The sequence below is a fragment of the Agromyces sp. Y782 genome (assembly GCF_059445405.1).
Genome location: NZ_JCAIUG010000001.1, coordinates 3,048,334 through 3,064,497, shown reverse-complemented (window position 1 = coordinate 3,064,497; position 16,164 = coordinate 3,048,334). Strand labels below are relative to the sequence as shown.

The following is a 16,164-nucleotide window of genomic DNA, read 5'->3' as shown; positions in this document are numbered from 1 at the left end:
CCATGCTCGAGCTCGCCGCACGACTCCGCGAGCTGTCGCGAGACTCTCTCGCAACAGCATTGCAGTCGCGCGAGTTCGAGCCGTCAGGCGTGCGCGACCTCTTCGACCTCGCTGAGGCCGTACTCACCCCCGATTCGATCGACCACGCGGTCGGCCGCCTCAACCGTCGAAGGCTCGCGGTGCTCGCCGTCGCGGTCGACCTCGCCGCAGGCGGCGACACCACGGCCGAGGCGGTACGCGACGAACTGGTGCGTCTCGCGGCATCCGCAGAGCTGTCGGATGCCGCCGGCGAACTGCTCGACGTGCTCGACTCGCTCCTGCTCCTGGTGCGCGTCGACGACCGGGTGCACGTTCCGGCGGCGATCATCGCGCGGGTCGCGCCGAGACTCGGCGACGACCTGCCCACGGTAGCCGAGCTCGCGGCGCCCGCGCCGCCCGTGCTCGTCTCGGGCGACGCGATCGACCGCACGATCCTCGAGCGACGTGCGGCCGAGACCGCGTACGCGACCGTGGCGGCAACCGCCGAGGTGCTCGCAGCACTCGGTACGCAGCCCGCGCGCGAACTCGCGAAAGGCGGGCTCGCGCTGCCCGACTCCAAGCGCCTCGCCGAGGCGAGCGGCACGGCGCTCGACGCGTTGCCTCGACTCTTCCACCGCGCCGACGAAGCCGGTCTCGTCGTGCGCGAAGGTGCGTTCTGGCTCGAATCCGAGAACGGAGCCGCGTGGGCGCTCGAATCGGCCGAGGGCCGGTGGCGGCGTCTCGCGGAGTGCTGGCGCGACCGCATTCCCGAGGCCCTGCGAGAACTCGTGGCGCGACGCAGCGAGTCGCTCACCGCGAGCACCCTTCGTGACGACGTGCGCTGGTTCTACCCCGCGGGCGGGCGATGGCTCGATGAAGGGCTCGAGCGACTCATCGGCGAAGCCGACGCGCTCGGACTGGCGGTCGCCGGCGAACCGGGCACGATCGCACTCCTCGTCCTCGGCGGCGACCTCGACCAGGCAGCAGGCCGACTCGCGGCGCACTTCCCCGCGCAGGTCGACAAGGTGTACCTGCAGCACGATCTCTCGATCGTCTCTCCCGGGCCGCTCGAACCCTCGCTCGACGCCCGGCTCCGCAGCTTCGCCGACGTCGAGGGTCGAGACCTCGCCTCGACGTACCGCGTCAGCGCGGCATCCGTCAATCGCGGGCTCGCCGCCGGCGAAACGGCCGACTCGATCCTCGCGTTCCTCGGCGGACTCTCACTCACCGGCATCCCCCAGCCCCTCTCGTATCTCGTCGGCGAGGCCGCCGCGCGCTTCGGCTCACTGCGGGTCGCCGTCGCCGCCGAGACGGATGCCCCGGCGCGCGCCTCGATCCGCTCCGACGACGAGCAACTCGTGCGCACCCTCGCCGTCGACCAGTCGCTCGCACCGATCGGCCTGCGGCAGACCGGGCCGCACCGCTTGCTCTCCCGGTTCGCCCCCGAAGTCGTGTTCTGGGCCCTGTCCGACGCCCGCTACCCCGTGGCGGCAGAAGACGCAGCAGGCAATATCATCCGGCTGCGGCGGCATCACCTCGCTGCGGCACCCGAACCCGCTCCGAAAGCCGATCCCATCGAGGCATTGCTCGATGTCGTCCTCGCCGAGGGCGAGGCAGGCGCGACCGAACAAGCGTGGCTCGCGCGGCAGCTCGAGGCGGCGGCGCGGTCGAAAGAGACCCTCACGGTCACCGTGCGCATGCCAGGGGGCGACACCGCCGACTACCTCCTCGCCCCCGCGAGCGTCGCCAACGGCCGGCTGCGAGCGCGCGACCGCAAGGCCGACATCGAGCGCACCCTTCCGCTGTCGGCGATCGCAGCAGTGTCCCCGGCGCCCGCCGGCGCCTGACCGGCGCCGCTTCTCCGACCGATCCAACGGCCCTGGCCGTCCAGTCCTGAACACAGGACGACACTCCGCCACGGCGACGAGAACAGGCGTGGTGCGGGCGTCTCCGGCGGCCCTGCAGGTTCTCGTGCCATGGCCACGCGGCCGTCCTCCCATGAACCGGGCGTAGACTCGACCGCTATGTCAGACGGCCCACTCATCGTGCAGAGCGACCGAACCGTCCTCCTCGAGGTCGCCCACCCGCTCGCCGAAGATGCGCGCCACGATCTGGCGGTGTTCGCCGAACTCGAGCGGGCTCCCGAGCACGTGCACACCTATCGCATCACGAGGCTCGGTCTGTGGAACGCGCGGGCTGCCGGCCACGACGCCGCAGACATGCTCGCGACGCTCGAACGGTACGCGAAGTTCCCGGTGCCGCAGACGGTCGCGGTCGACATGCGCGAGACGGTCGGCCGGTACGGCCGGCTCGTCGTCGATCGCACCGACGACGGCGCGCTTCGCCTGCACAGCGATGACGCCGCGGTGCTCACCGAGGTCGCCGGCGCCAGGCGCATCGCACCGCTCCTGACCGAACGCCTCGACGAACGGAGCTTCCTCGTCGCCGCCTGGGCACGAGGCGCCCTCAAGCAAGAGCTCGTGAAGCTCGGCTGGCCGGCCGAAGACCTCGCCGGTTACACCCCCGGCACACCGCACCAGATCGACCTCGATCAGGCCGACTGGCACTTGCGCGACTACCAGCAGAAGGCCATCGACAACTTCTTCGACGGCGGCTCGGGCGTCGTGGTGCTGCCCTGCGGTGCCGGCAAGACCCTCGTCGGGGCCGGCGCGATGGCGACCGCGAAGACGACGACGCTCATCCTCGTGACGAACACCGTCTCGGCGCGTCAATGGCGCGACGAACTGCTGAAGCGCACGACCCTCACCGCCGACGAGATCGGCGAGTACTCGGGGCAGGTGAAAGAGGTCAAGCCCGTCACGATCGCGACCTACCAGATCCTCACCGCGAAGCGGAAGGGCGAGTACGCGCACCTCGCGCTCCTCGACGCGCTCGACTGGGGCCTCGTGGTCTACGACGAGGTGCACCTGCTGCCTGCACCCGTCTTCAAACTCACCGCGGAGCTGCAGGCACGCCGCAGGCTCGGGCTCACGGCGACGCTCGTGCGCGAAGACGGCCGCGAGGGCGACGTCTTCAGCCTCATCGGCCCGAAGCGTTTCGACGCTCCATGGAAGGAGATCGAAGCCCAGGGCTTCATCTCCCCGGCCGCCTGCTACGAGGTGCGCATCGACCTCCCGCAGTCCGAGCGACTCACGTACGCGGCATCCGCCGACGACGAGCGCTACCGGCTCGCCGCCACCGCGCCCGCGAAGCTCAGTGTGGTGAAGGAACTGGTGGCGAAGCACTCCGGCGAGCGCATCCTCGTGATCGGGCAGTACCTCGACCAGATCGACGAGCTGGCCGATGCACTCGGCGCCCCGAAACTCACGGGCGCGACGCCGGTCGACGAACGTGAACGGCTCTACCAGGAGTTCCGCGAAGGGCGCACGCCCGTGCTCGTGGTCTCGAAGGTCGCGAACTTCTCGGTCGACCTGCCCGAGGCGACGGTCGCCATCCAGGTGTCAGGATCGTTCGGCTCACGACAAGAGGAGGCGCAGCGACTCGGTCGCCTGCTGCGGCCGAAGGAGTCGGGCCTCTCTGCGAACTTCTACACCCTCGTCGCACGCGACACGGTCGACCAGGACTTCGCGCAGAACCGTCAGCGGTTCCTCGCGGAGCAGGGTTACAGCTACACGATCCTCGACGCGCACTCGCTCGAGGCTGCGTGACCCGGCGCGGCGCTCAGGCGCGCGAGTAGCGCAAGAGCAGGAGGTCGCCTGCGGGGATCGCGTGCACGAGGTGCATGCGCCGCTCGAACTCGGGGGTGCCACGCACGATGCGACCCGCCGTTCCTCCAACCAGCAGCGGACTGAGCGAGAGGCAGAGTTCGTCGACGAGGTCGGCCTCGAGCAGCGAGCCGAACAAATGCGGCCCGCCCTCGCAGAGCACCTGCCGAAACCCCCGCTCGGCGAGCACATCGAGCATGGCGCGCAGATCGATGGAGCGTTCGCCGACGATGACGACGTCGGCGACCTGCGCGAGCGCCTCGCGGCGCGCAGCGGGAGACGCCGCGTGGGTCACGACGATCGGACGGGTCACGGCCGCCGTGAAGAACGCGGCATCGGGATCGAGCTCGAGCGCGGAGGAGACTACGGCGACCCTCGGCTGCGGCGAGAGCCCGTGAGCCACGCGCCACGCGACATCCGTTTCGCCGACCGCGAGCCCGCCGTAGCCTTCGGCGCGCACCGTGCCCGCGCCGACCAGCACGACATCGGCGAGCGCGCGCAACACCTGCATCGTGAGACGGTCGTTCGCGTCGCCGAGACCGCCGCTGCGACCCTCGATCGTCGCCGCACCGTCGAGGCTCGCCACGAAGTTCATGCGCACCCGCCGCGACTCGCGGTCGGGCAACGCGTTCGCCGCGAAGAGCTCGTCGCGGTCGAGCGCCGGCCCTGCGGCGCTCATCGGTTGTGTTCCAGGAACACCGGCTCGCGCCACCCTTCGATCGCCCCGATCATGCGCATCGCGTCGACGGTCTCGCGCACGTTGTGCACCCGCACGATGCGGGCGCCCCGCATGACGCAGTACACGGCGGCGGCGATCGAGCCTTCGATGCGCTGTTCCCGCGGGCGGCCGAGACTCTCGCCGACGAAGTCCTTGTTCGAGAGCGCCACGAGCGTCGGATAGCCGAGCGCGGTGATCTCACCGAGGCGGCGAGTGAGCTCGAGCGAGTGCAGCGTGTGCTTGTTGAGGTCATGGCCCGGGTCGACGATGATGCGATCGGATGCCACACCTCGCGACTCCGCGAGGGCCACCCGCTCGGCGAGGAACGCCGACACCTCGGCGACGACATCGCCGTACTGCGGCGAGGGATACGGCGTGCGCGGCTTCGCGAGGCTGTGGGTGACGACGATCGTCGCCCCGGTCTCGGCGACGACGTCGGCCATGGCCGGGTCGTGGATGCCCGTCGTGTCGTTGATGACGTGGGCGCCCGCCGCGATCGCGGCCCGAGCCACCTCGGGATGGAACGTGTCGACCGAGATCACGGCACCTGATCCCGCGAGCGCAGCCACCACGGGCACCACGCGGTCGATCTCTTCGGCGGGCGGGATCGACGGACCCGGCGCGAACTTCGCACCGCCGACGTCGATCCAGTCGGCGCCGAACTCGATCGCCCGATTCGCAGCGTCGACTGCCGCCTCGAGCGCCTCCGTACGGCCTCGGTCGTAGAACGAGTCCGGCGTGCGGTTGACGATCGCCATGACGGCGACCTCTCGTGCGAAGTCGAATTCGCGCGGGCCGATGCGCCGGATCACCTGTGTACGACTGGCCATGTTGCCGAGTCTTCCACGTCGCGGGCTGCCCGGCGCGCGCGGCATCCGACACTCCGGAATCGCGACCCTCGAAGAATGTTCAGGAAAGTTTCAGCCGATGCGCAGAGAATCATCACATGAGCGACGGACCACGAATTCTCATCGTCGACGACGAGCCCAACATCCGCGACCTTCTCACCACCAGCCTTCGATTCGCCGGCTTCGCCGTGCGTGCGGTCAGCAACGGCGCGCAGACCATCTCCGCGGTGCTCGAAGAGGAACCCGATCTCATCATCCTCGACGTCATGCTGCCGGATATGAACGGCTTCGGCGTGACCAAGCGCCTGCGCTCGGCCGGCTATACCGCGCCGATCCTCTTCCTCACCGCCAAAGACGACACCGAAGACAAGATCACCGGCCTGACGGTCGGGGGCGACGACTATGTCACCAAGCCCTTCAGCCTCGACGAGATCGTCGCGCGAATCAAGGCGATCCTGCGCCGTACGATGCACGCCGAAGAAGACGCGGTGATCCGCACCGGCGAACTCACGATGGACCAGGACACCCACGAAGTGCTCGTCGGCGACGTGCCGGTCGAACTCTCCCCGACCGAGTTCAAGTTGCTGCGCTACCTCATGCTTAACCCCAACCGGGTGCTGTCGAAGGCGCAGATCCTCGACCACGTGTGGGAGTACGACTTCAACGGCGATGCCGGCATCGTGGAGAGCTACATCTCCTACCTCCGACGCAAGCTCGACCAGCACTCCGCCGAGCCGCTGATCCAGACCAAGCGCGGATTCGGCTACATGCTGAAGTCCTCCAAGCCCTGACTCAGGAAGGCCAACCTAGACTCGGCCAGCCATGAATCAGATCTCCGAGCGGTGGAACCGCATCTCGCTGCGTACCAAGATCACGGGTGTCACCGTGCTCATGCTCACGCTCGGACTTCTGGTTTCAGGAATCGGAACCGCGGCGATGCTGCGCTCGTACGTCGAAGAGCAGATGACCTCCAAGCTCGAGTCGATCGCATCGGGTGAACTGAAGAAATACTTCACCGATGAGAAAGACCTCGACAAGCGCGAGTTCATGCCCTCTGACGATGTCTTCATCGCGATCTACGATGCAGCGTCCGGCGAGCTGCAGCAGACCAACTGGGATGACCGCCCTCCCGAGTCGCGTCCCGTCATTCCCGAGATGCTCACCCAGGCCAAGGTGAACGAGCTCAACAGCTCGACGTACACGGTCTTGAAACTGGAGGATGCGCAGGGATCGCCGAGCTTCCGCGGTGTCACCACGATCACGCTCGCCGACGAGCACGGTGCCTACTCGGCGGTCATCATCGCCGTCTCCTCGAAAGACACCGAGCAACTGCTCGCCGTCTACCTGACGATCTTCCTCGGATTCGGATTCGGCGTCGTGCTCGTCGGAGCGCTCCTGACCCGCATGCTCGTGACCACGACTTTCATGCCGCTCCGCGAGGTCGAGCGCACCGCTGCCGCGATCGCCGACGGCGACTTCAGCCAGCGCCTCGGCGGGGCGACGCCGAACACCGAGGTCGGGCGGCTGAACCGTTCGCTCAACACGATGCTGAACCGCATCGATCGCGCGTTCCGTGATCGCGCGCGCACGATCGACCAGATGCGCCGGTTCGTCGGCGACGCCTCGCACGAGCTCCGCACTCCTCTCGTCTCGGTGCGCGGCTATGCCGAGCTCTACCGCATGGGCGCCCTGCAGAGCCCGGAAGAAGTCGGTCAGGCGATGGAGCGCATCGAGAAGGAGGCGATCCGCATGGGCGGCCTGGTCGAAGACCTGCTCGCCCTCGCCCGTCTCGATGAGGCCAAGCCGCTCGAACTCGCCGAAGTCGACCTCGTGCCGCTCGCGCGCGACGCCGCCCTCGACACGATGGCCGCGCACCCCGCTCGCACGATCACGGTGATCGCGCCCGAAGATGTCAGCCGGGCGGATGCCGCGGGCGAGCCCGCCCCCGACCTCGAGGTCGAGCTCGAACCCGCTGCCGACCGCGCCAGCACGCTCACCGGACCGATCTCATTCGCGGGTGCGACGCTCGCACGGTTGCGCGGCCGCCGTCCTCGCGGCGAGGCTGCGACGACGACCGGCAGCCGACGGGCGACGGGGAAGACCGGAGGCGGAGCATCCGCGCCCTCGAAACGCGCTGTTCGCGCATCGGCCGCTGCGGCCGCTGCGTCGGCCGCTGCCGCTGACGCGCTCGCCGCACCGGCGACGGCGGAGGCTCCCTCGGCTCAGGGCCGCCAGAAACCCGTGCGGCGCACGGTCGTGCTCGCGGAGGAGAACAAGATCCGCCAGGTGATCACGAATCTGATGGGCAACGCGATCCGCTTCACCGCCCCCGACAGTCCCATCGAAATCCGCATCTCCGTCGATGAATCCGCCGAGCGCGCGATGATCGAGGTCGTCGATCACGGTGAGGGCATCCCGCCGCAGATCCGCGAGAAGATCTTCCAGCGTTTTTGGCGCGCCGACACGTCCCGCACGCGCGAGACGGGTGGGTCCGGCCTCGGACTCGCGATCGTGTCCTCGATCGTCGCCGCGCACAACGGCACGGTCGACGTCGTCGAGACACCGGGCGGTGGGGCGACCTTCCGGGTGTCGCTGCCTCTGGCCGGCGCAGCGGCATCGCCCCGGTCGGTCAACACCGACTGAGCGACCGCGCATCCTTCTGCGCGCCCCGACTCGTCCTCAACATGCGGCGGGCGACGGATGCCGGGCACCGATGGTGCCCGCGCGGTTCCCCTCGGTCGATGCGCGCGTAGCGTGGCGACACACCGAACGAAGGGAACACCATGACCACGTACCAGGTCGACTCCGAGCAGGTCGCCGCTGCGACCCAGACGATGCGCGGCACGATCGGACGCATCCAGTCCGAAGTGGCGTCGCTGCTCGGTCAGCTCACGGGCTTGCAGTCCTCGTGGTCGGGGCAGGCCTCGTCCGCGTTCCAGGGAGCCGTCGCCGACTGGCGAGCCACGCAGACGCAGGTCGAAGAGAGCCTCGCCGGTCTCAACACCGCCCTCGGCACCGCTGCGGTGCAATACTCCGACGCCGAGCAGTCGAACGCCCGGCTGTTCCTGCGCTGAGCCGGTCAGCTGAGCGCCGCCGCAATGGCGGCGGCGACGTGAGAGGCCTCGTCCTCGAGCGGGCCCTGGGTCACGCCGGACGATGCTGCGAGAACTCCGACCCATGCGTTTCGGACTGGGAAGTACACCGTGCAGTTTCCAGTGCCCGCTTCGAACGGCTCGGCGTTGCTCGAGCATTGCATCAGGCCCGCGCCAGATGCTCCGGGCACATCGACGGTTGAGCGATCATCGCCCGGCGGGACTGCGCCCAGCGCCTCGGCGCCGTCGGGCAAGATCCAGATCGAGCCTGTTCCGAGGCCGCCGACATACCTGCAGGAGAAGCCACCTGCGGCGAGGAGCGCGACATCCCAGCCGTTCGACTCTTCATAGGCGTACCCGATTCCGTAATTCGCACCTTCGACGTCGAGTGCAGCCGCCAGAACCTCGACCGGCAGCATGTCGGCACAACTGGCGGGGCCGGCGCCCCATTCGTCGGAGAGCGGCGGCAGCGGCTCAGCCGCCTCGATGGAGTCGAGATGCGCTGCAACCTCCTCACGCAGCGACACCACCCTCGACGCCTCTCGCACGGCTCCCTCGTCCCGCGGCATGTCGTAGACGATGAGGTTCACGTCGGTGGTGCCGTGGAAGCCCTTCACGCCGCAGTAGTCGTAGATGCAGAAATCGAAGAGCGACGTCCTTGAAGACGGGGCCGTACCGTCGAACTCCGCGAACTCCAAACGGATGCGCTCATCAGCGGCAACCGCTTCCGGAACGAGCGTGAGCGAGGCCCTGACCGCACCTGTCGCGACATCGGACCACGCGCACGCAATTCCACCCGCGTTTTCGACAGCGGTCGGGAGGAGCACGGCCCTGATCGAGTCGTCGTGCAACGAGCCGCCCGGTACGAGCGCAACTTCGGTGATGGCTTCGAGAGCAGCGATCGAGACGATGCTCTCGCACGAGGTGGCGATCGTCTGGAACGGTCGCGTCGGCTCGGGCACCGAACTCGGGACTGCGGTGTCAACCGCCTGCGAGGGAGGGGGTTGCGCGGCATCTGAGACCGTCGCGCAGCCGGACAACATCAGGGCGGCGACCGCCACCACGATCGGAGTCCTCCAGGCTTTCATGGTCGCTGACAAGGTACTCCATACAGGTCGCGCGGCGGGGAGACCTTCAACCCACATTCGGAACAGTACCTCCGAGCGTCACTCCAGATCGAATTAACCGCATCTCCATTCGGTAACGGCGCTGCCCCTGCGCCGATCCGCGTGCGACTGAGCTTTCCCCACACGACGATGGGCGCCTCCCGTGTGGGAGACGCCCATCGTGCGTGTCGTGTGAGGCGCGGACTAGAAGTCCATGCCGCCCGTGGGGTCGCCGGCCGGAGCCGAGTTCTTCTCGGGCTTGTCGGCGACGACGGCCTCGGTGGTGAGGAAGAGGCCAGCGATCGACGCAGCGTTGAGCAGCGCCGAACGGGTGACCTTCACCGGGTCGTTGATGCCGGCAGCCAGCATGTCGACGTACTCGCCGGTCGCGGCGTTCAGGCCGTGGCCGATCGGGAGGTTGCGCACGCGGTCGACCACGACGCCCGGCTCGAGGCCGGCGTTGAGGGCGATCTGCTTGAGCGGCGCGTCGATGGCCACGCGCACGATGTTCGCGCCGGTCGCCTCGTCACCCGTGAGTTCGAGCTTCTCGAACGCGGTCTTGCCCGCCTGGATCAGGGCGACGCCACCACCGGCGACGATGCCCTCTTCGACGGCGGCCTTCGCGTTGCGAACGGCGTCTTCGATGCGGTGCTTGCGCTCCTTGAGCTCGACCTCGGTCGCCGCACCCGCCTTGATGACGGCGACGCCGCCCGCGAGCTTGGCGAGGCGCTCCTGCAGCTTCTCGCGGTCGTAGTCGGAGTCGGTGTTGTCGATCTCCTTGCGGATCTGCGAGACACGGCCTGCGATGGCCTCTTCTTCGCCGCCACCCTCGACGATGGTCGTCTCGTCTTTGGTGATGATGACCTTGCGAGCGGTGCCGAGCAGGTCGAGGGTGACGTTCTCGAGCTTGAGGCCGACCTCTTCCGAGATGACCTGGCCGCCGGTGAGCGTCGCGATGTCCTGCAGCTGCGCCTTGCGACGGTCGCCGAAGCCGGGAGCCTTGACGGCGACCGACTTGAAGATGCCACGGATCTTGTTGACGATCAGCGTGGCCAGAGCCTCGCCGTCGACGTCTTCAGCGATGATCAGGAGCTGCTTGCCGGTCTGGATGACCTTGTCGACGATCGGCAGCAGGTCTTTGATGTTCGAGACCTTGCCGTTGACGATCAGGATGTAGGGGTCTTCGAAGACCGCTTCCTGACGGTCGGGATCGGTGACGAAGTACGCCGAGAGGTAACCCTTGTCGAAGCGCATGCCCTCGGTCAGCTCGAGCTCGGTGCCGAAGGTGTTCGACTCCTCGACGGTGACGACACCCTCTTTGCCGACCTTGTCGATCGCCTCGGCGATGAGTGCACCGATCTGCTCGTCGGCGGCCGAGATCGAAGCCGTTGCGGCGATCTCTTCCTTCGTCTCGACGTCTTTCGCGTTCGCGAGGAGCTCGGTCTCGACGGCCGCGACGGCCTTCTCGATGCCGCGCTTCAGCGAGATGGGGTCGGCGCCTGCTGCGACGTTGCGAAGGCCCTCGCGCACGAGCGCCTGGGCGAGCACGACCGAGGTCGTGGTGCCGTCACCGGCGACGTCGTCGGTCTTCTTGGCGACCTCCTTGACGAGCTCGGCACCGATCTTCTCGTACGGGTCGTCGAGCTCGATCTCTTTGGCGATCGACACGCCGTCGTTCGTGATCGTGGGCGCGCCCCACTTCTTCTCGAGCACGACGTTGCGGCCACGCGGGCCGAGGGTCACCTTCACCGCGTCGGCGAGCGTGTTGAGGCCACGCTCGAGGCCGCGACGGGCCTCCTCGTTGAAAGCAATGATCTTTGCCATGTGTTTCTCTCGTCCTTTCCCGGACGTCTTCAAAGATTCGTTGGGTTAGCACTCAAAACGAGTGAGTGCTAAGACGATTCTGGCACTCGACCGTCGGGAGTGCAAGCGAGCGCCGGGCTGTCCGCTCAGGGCGTGAAGCTCGCCGAACCCTCGTCCGGCACGAGCTCCACCCAGGTGTTGCCGGGGGCGAGGCGCAACGGTGAGCCGTCATCGGCGGTGAGGGTGATCGGCGACGCCGCGGCGTCCTTCGACCAGGTGCCGTGCGCTGTGCGGCCCGCAACCGAGACCCAGGCCTCGCCCGAGCCGATCAGAACCGTCCTCGGCACGTCTTCGTAGCTCTCGTCGATGCCGACCCGCAGGGTCACCACGTTCGTGGCCCGCACACGCTCCCCCGAAGCTTCGAGATCAGGGGCGCCTTCCTGCGAGCGCAACCACACGGATGCCCCGCCGTCCCACTCCCATGCAGGGAAGCGCGCATCGGAGAACACGAGATCGATCCGCGACGTCGGGGCCGCAGCGAGGGCCGGCGCAGCCAACGGGTCCGCCGCGCCGTACGCGAACTGCGCCGGCGGCGGCGCAAGCGACGCGTTTCGCGAAACGGCCTCGCCGGCACGGAGGATCACGTCGTGCGGCCCCGGCCGTTCGTCGGCGCGGTAGAAGAGACCGGTGTCGTCGTAGTCGAAGACGATGTTGAGGAGCGGCGTCGCCATCATCATCTCGACGAACCGCTCCTGCCCACCCGAATACGAGATGATGCCGCCGAACGGCGTCGCGATGTCGGGATCCATCGGACGAATCGAGCGCACGGGGCCGAGCTCGTCGGGGACATCCGAATGCCAGACCGCGAGGTACCGGGTGATGCCGCCCTCGACGAGCTCCTCGAAGACGATGTCGGTTCGATTCATCGCAATTTGCGGGCGAGCCTCTTCGTGGTTGTCGATCTTCACGGCGAGCGAGGGATGCGCGAGCCCCGCAGCATCCGCCGCCGTGCCTCGGAGCGGCGCGAACGCCACCGCCACTGCGGACGAGTCGGCCACAGGACGCGACGTCACTCCGCCGGATTGCGTGTCGGGGTTGGACGCCGACGGCTGGCACCCGACGAGCAGCACCGCGGTCGAGGCGAGCACGGCCAACGCTGCTGCCCGCCGAAGCGGTGTCGGCCGGGCCCGCGCTGCCATGCGGTCAGCGTAGTCGAGCGGGCGTCGGAGTCGGTCTGCGGCACGCCACGGACCTACGGCGACCTGCCGGGCGGATCAGGTGGAACCGGCTCAAGCTGGGCGGACCGCCTCGGCCTGAGGGCCCTTCGAGCCTGTGCCGACCTCGAACACGACCTGCTGGCCCTCTTCGAGCACCTTGTAGCCGGACATGTCGATCGCGGAGTAGTGGACGAAGACGTCTTGACCCCCCTCGTCGACGGTGATGAATCCGTAACCCTTTTCAGCGTTGAACCACTTCACGGTTCCGTTCGCCATGCGTTGCTCCCATGTTGCCGTGTGTCGATCAGCACGTGCCTGTCGCCTGTACCGGGCCCTCGTTCGTGCTGACGGGGCGCCGAGACGGCACCGGGCGTTCACACGGGTAGAGCGACCGAGTCCAGATACTCACGACGAGGCGTGCGGGCACAAGAGCATCGACCGGCCAACAGGTCTCGGAATGGCAACGATTGGATCGACGGTCAGCCCGCCGTGGCGTCCGCGTAGTCGGATCCGAGCACGACGACGAGCTGGTTGCCTGTTGCCACGAACTGGTCGGACATCCGCACGTCGGCCTCGGGCAGGAACTGCGCGACGCCTCGAGCGGCCCCCTCGAGGTCGGGTGTCGCGTAGTACACGACGGTCTCGGTCAGGGTGTCGTCGCTGGCGTTCGCGGTGGAGCCGACCGGCACGCCGCTGGCGACGAGGGTCTCCTCCGCCCTGGCTGCGAGGCCCGACGTGGCCGTGCCGTTCAGCACGAGCACCGGGATGTCGGGGGCGACCACGGGCTCGGCGGTGACGACCGGCTCGGCGCTCGGCCCTGCGGCCGTCGGATCGCCGACGTTCAGCCGGTCGTTGAAGAGCATGACGGCGGCGATCCCCACGCCCACCAGTACGACGGTCGCGAGCGTCGCCCAACCGAAGGTGATCCAGCCGGCACCTTTGCGTGCGGGCGCCCGATGCGCGCCGACGCGATCGATGCCATGCGGAATCGAGTCGAAACGATCACGGGGGAACTTCTGCGCCATGGGTCCAGTCGTCGGGTCGGGGCCGCGCTCAGTCGAGCGGTCGGCCGATCGAGAGGGAACGCCGCGTTCGCGCCGCCGCCCGGGCCGCACGCAACCGCTGCAGTCGCTTGACGAGCATGGGGTCGTGCCGGAGGGCCGCGGGCGAATCGATGAGTTCGCCGAGTATCCGATAGTAGCGGGCGGCGGAGATCGCGAACTCGTCGCGGATCGCCTCCGCCTTCGCGCCCGGCTGCTGCCACGCACGTGACTCGAACGCGAGCACGCGTACAGCGCGTTCGTCGAGTGCCGACTCGGGGGGACGGCGCTGCGTGCGCTCGGCGCTCATACGACCTCCCATCGAGGCGAGCCGGATGCACCGCCTGCACAAATCCTAGACACTCTCGCCCGTGCACGAGCCGAGTGGCGGCGGCGTGTGTCCCGTCCGCTCGCGGTCCATCCCGCGCACCCGCCCGCAGCTCGGAACATCGGAGCGCGTCGGTGCGTTGCAACCGATGTCGGAACCCGCCGCCGGACCTGCGAGCATGGTCGAGCACCGACGCGAGGACTGAGAGAGGACCGCACATGGCGTACAACGTGGACAAGACCGAAGAGGAATGGCGTTCCGAGCTCGGTGACGAGCAATACTCGGTGCTCCGGGAGGCGGCGACGGAGCGCCCCTGGACGGGTGAACTCCTCGATGAAGAGCGCGCCGGCGTGTATGCGTGCGCCGCGTGCGGCGCCGAGCTCTTCCAGAGCGGCACGAAGTTCGACTCCGGCTGCGGCTGGCCGAGTTTCTACGAGTCGGTTCGCCCCGAGGCCGTCGAGCTCATCGAAGACTCCTCGCTCGGCATGGTGCGCACCGAGGTGCGCTGTGCGAATTGCGGCTCACACCTCGGCCACGTCTTCCCCGACGGGTTCGGCACCCCCACCGGCGACCGCTACTGCATGAACTCGCTCTCCCTCGACTTCACGGCCGAGGCCTGAGTGGCGGCTTCCGTTCGCGAGGCCATGCTCGCGAGACGGTCGGCGCCGAAGGTGACGGATGCCTCGCCCGATGACCCCCAGATCATCGCGTTGCTCGAGGCGGCAGGCCGGGTCGCCGATCACGCCGCGCTACGGCCGTGGCGGGTGATCGCCCTTCGCGGTGACGCTCGCGTTCGACTGGGCACTGCGCTCGCAGGTGCGGCCGGACTCGACGGCGAACACGGCGCCCGGCTCGCGGGCAAGCCGCTGCGGGCGCCGTTGCTGCTCGCGATCGTGGCCGTCACCTCACAGCACCACAAGGTGCCGGAGTGGGAGCAGGAGGCGGTTGCGGCGGGCGTCGCCCATCAGCTGAGCCTGCTACTCGACGAGGCGGGATGGGGCGTGATGTGGCGCTCGGGCCCGCACACGCGGCATCCACTCGTCGCCGAACTGCACGGTCTCGCGTCCGGTGAACGACTCCTCGGCTGGCTGTACGTCGGCGGACTGCCAGACAGCCCGCGACCCGATCGCGGCCCCGACGTCGCGGCCGCCTCGCGGTTCAGTTCGCTCGACTGATCCCGGTGTCGGTCGTCGCGTCGTCGGCGGCCGTCACGTCGACACCGCCCGTCGCGTCGGCCACGTGCGGAGCTGCATGCTTCCGCCGACCCCAGCGGATCGATGCGACCACGACGGCGACGAGCGCCAGTGCCGTGCCGCCGATCGTCGCGAGATCGACCGGCCGACCGGCCGTCGGCAGCAGTAGATCGAGGGCGAGCGCTGCCGTGAGCTGCCCAGCAACCCCGCAGAGGGCGAGCAGGAGCACCCCGATGACGCGAACGAGCATCGCCTGCCCGGCGATGAAGATGCAGCCGATCGCACCTCCCGCGTAGAGCCATGGTTCGGTCGGCATCGCAGCGGGCCACCCCGCGGATGCCGCGTGCACGAGCATCACGACGACGAGGGCCGTGGTGCCGACCGCGAAGTTGAACACCGTCGCGGTGAGCGCGCTGCCGGCGAGCACCTTGACCCGACCGTTCACCGCCTGCTGCCACGCCGAGCCGAGGCCCGCGACGAACGGCAGCACCATGAGGAGCACCGGCACCTCGTTCGCGATCTGAGCCGACACCGCCCAGCCGATCGCGGCGAGCGCGAGGACCGCGCCTGCGACACGCGTCGCGCTGAGCGGCCGGCGACCGCCGGGCCCGAGGCCGACGAGGTCGAAGACGATTCCGCCGATGGTCTGCCCCGCGACGATGGCGATCGTGAACAGGGCCACGCCGATGACGCCCGCGGACAGGCCCTGCGTGGTCACGAACCAGGCTCCCGCGAGGCCGCCGAGCACGATCCACCACGCGAGTTCCCGCCGGCGCAGTGCGCCGATGACACGTGCCGTGCCGACCCGCCCTGGCCGCCACAGGCTCAGCACGGCGAGCAGGATGACGAGGCCGCTGCCGAAGGAGATCGCCGCTGCCGTGAACGGGTCGTCGAGCGCAGCCGCGAGCTGGCCGTTCACTCGCGACTGCAACGCCGTCAAGGCTCCGAAGGCGAGCGCGAGCACGAGTGCGAGCCACATCGGCAGACGGGAGCGATCAGCATGAGCATGCTCGTGGTTCGTGCGGGCGATGCGGTCCGTCTCGTCGACGGTCTTCGCGGCTGAATTCTGCATCAAG

The 16,164-nt window shown here is 68.7% G+C and carries 16 protein-coding genes; 7 read left to right on the top strand and 9 right to left on the bottom strand.

Annotated elements, in window-relative coordinates; translation table 11 throughout:
* The first annotated feature begins 2 nt into the window (after positions 1-2).
* A complete protein-coding gene (locus tag AC1C2S_RS13945) occupies positions 3-1,865 on the top strand; it encodes a helicase-associated domain-containing protein (protein WP_495353113.1) in 1,863 nt (620 codons plus the stop codon).
* Between the two features lie 177 nt (positions 1,866-2,042).
* A complete protein-coding gene (locus AC1C2S_RS13940) occupies positions 2,043-3,686 on the top strand; it encodes a DNA repair helicase XPB (protein WP_495353112.1) in 1,644 nt (547 codons plus the stop codon).
* 13 nt (positions 3,687-3,699) lie between these two features.
* Here AC1C2S_RS13940 and AC1C2S_RS13935 read toward each other — a convergent pair whose 3' ends face one another.
* Both AC1C2S_RS13935 and folP read right to left on the bottom strand, forming a co-directional pair.
* Positions 3,700-4,422 (bottom strand): pyrimidine reductase family protein, encoded by a 723-nt coding sequence (locus AC1C2S_RS13935; RefSeq protein WP_495353111.1) that lies wholly within the window; start codon positions 4,420-4,422, stop codon positions 3,700-3,702.
* Entirely contained in the window at positions 4,419-5,291 is an 873-nt protein-coding gene (gene folP, locus AC1C2S_RS13930; protein WP_495353110.1) for a dihydropteroate synthase, read from the bottom strand. Before folP ends, AC1C2S_RS13935 begins: the two co-directional genes overlap by 4 nt.
* Positions 5,292-5,407: 116 nt before the next feature.
* Here folP and AC1C2S_RS13925 point away from each other — a divergent pair, with 116 nt between their 5' ends.
* The 3 genes from AC1C2S_RS13925 (at position 5,408) to AC1C2S_RS13915 (ending at position 8,383) form a co-directional block, all read left to right on the top strand.
* Complete coding sequence (locus AC1C2S_RS13925) at positions 5,408-6,100, top strand: response regulator transcription factor (RefSeq protein ID WP_495353109.1); 693 nt, start codon at positions 5,408-5,410, stop codon at positions 6,098-6,100.
* 31 nt (positions 6,101-6,131) lie between these two features.
* A complete protein-coding gene (locus tag AC1C2S_RS13920; RefSeq protein WP_495353108.1) occupies positions 6,132-7,952 on the top strand; it encodes a sensor histidine kinase in 1,821 nt (606 codons plus the stop codon).
* A gap of 140 nt (positions 7,953-8,092) precedes the next feature.
* Positions 8,093-8,383, top strand: coding sequence for a WXG100 family type VII secretion target (locus tag AC1C2S_RS13915; RefSeq protein WP_495353107.1), 291 nt, complete (start codon positions 8,093-8,095; stop codon positions 8,381-8,383).
* 5 nt (positions 8,384-8,388) lie between these two features.
* Here AC1C2S_RS13915 and AC1C2S_RS13910 read toward each other — a convergent pair whose 3' ends face one another.
* From AC1C2S_RS13910 to AC1C2S_RS13885, 6 genes are all read right to left on the bottom strand, one after another.
* A complete protein-coding gene (locus tag AC1C2S_RS13910) occupies positions 8,389-9,363 on the bottom strand; it encodes a hypothetical protein (RefSeq protein WP_495353106.1) in 975 nt (324 codons plus the stop codon).
* A gap of 348 nt (positions 9,364-9,711) precedes the next feature.
* Entirely contained in the window at positions 9,712-11,331 is a 1,620-nt protein-coding gene (gene groL / locus AC1C2S_RS13905; protein WP_495353105.1) for a chaperonin GroEL, read from the bottom strand.
* Positions 11,332-11,456: 125 nt separating this feature from the next.
* Positions 11,457-12,509 (bottom strand): DUF3048 domain-containing protein, encoded by a 1,053-nt coding sequence (locus AC1C2S_RS13900; RefSeq protein WP_495353104.1) that lies wholly within the window; start codon positions 12,507-12,509, stop codon positions 11,457-11,459.
* Positions 12,510-12,599: 90 nt separating this feature from the next.
* On the bottom strand, positions 12,600-12,803 hold the full coding sequence (locus AC1C2S_RS13895) for a cold-shock protein (RefSeq protein WP_108595877.1): 204 nt from the start codon (positions 12,801-12,803) through the stop codon (positions 12,600-12,602).
* Positions 12,804-13,006: 203 nt separating this feature from the next.
* Entirely contained in the window at positions 13,007-13,552 is a 546-nt protein-coding gene (locus tag AC1C2S_RS13890) for a LytR C-terminal domain-containing protein (protein ID WP_495353103.1), read from the bottom strand.
* Between the two features lie 28 nt (positions 13,553-13,580).
* Positions 13,581-13,877, bottom strand: a complete 297-nt coding sequence (locus AC1C2S_RS13885; RefSeq protein ID WP_495353102.1) for a DUF3263 domain-containing protein — start codon at positions 13,875-13,877, stop codon at positions 13,581-13,583.
* 236 nt (positions 13,878-14,113) lie between these two features.
* On the opposite strand from AC1C2S_RS13885, the gene msrB reads away from it, so the two are divergent.
* Both msrB and AC1C2S_RS13875 read left to right on the top strand, forming a co-directional pair.
* Positions 14,114-14,515: a peptide-methionine (R)-S-oxide reductase MsrB gene (gene msrB / locus AC1C2S_RS13880; protein WP_495353101.1), complete on the top strand. Its 402-nt coding sequence runs from the start codon at positions 14,114-14,116 to the stop codon at positions 14,513-14,515.
* Positions 14,516-15,070 carry a nitroreductase family protein gene (locus AC1C2S_RS13875; protein ID WP_495353100.1) on the top strand — a complete coding sequence of 185 codons (555 nt, stop codon included), beginning with the start codon at positions 14,516-14,518 and terminating at the stop codon, positions 15,068-15,070.
* Here AC1C2S_RS13875 and AC1C2S_RS13870 read toward each other — a convergent pair.
* The gene (locus AC1C2S_RS13870; protein ID WP_495353099.1) at positions 15,054-16,160 is read right to left on the bottom strand and encodes a DMT family transporter; all 1,107 of its coding nucleotides are present in this window, start codon (positions 16,158-16,160) and stop codon (positions 15,054-15,056) included. The genes AC1C2S_RS13875 and AC1C2S_RS13870 overlap by 17 nt on opposite strands.
* Positions 16,161-16,164: the final 4 nt, after the last annotated feature.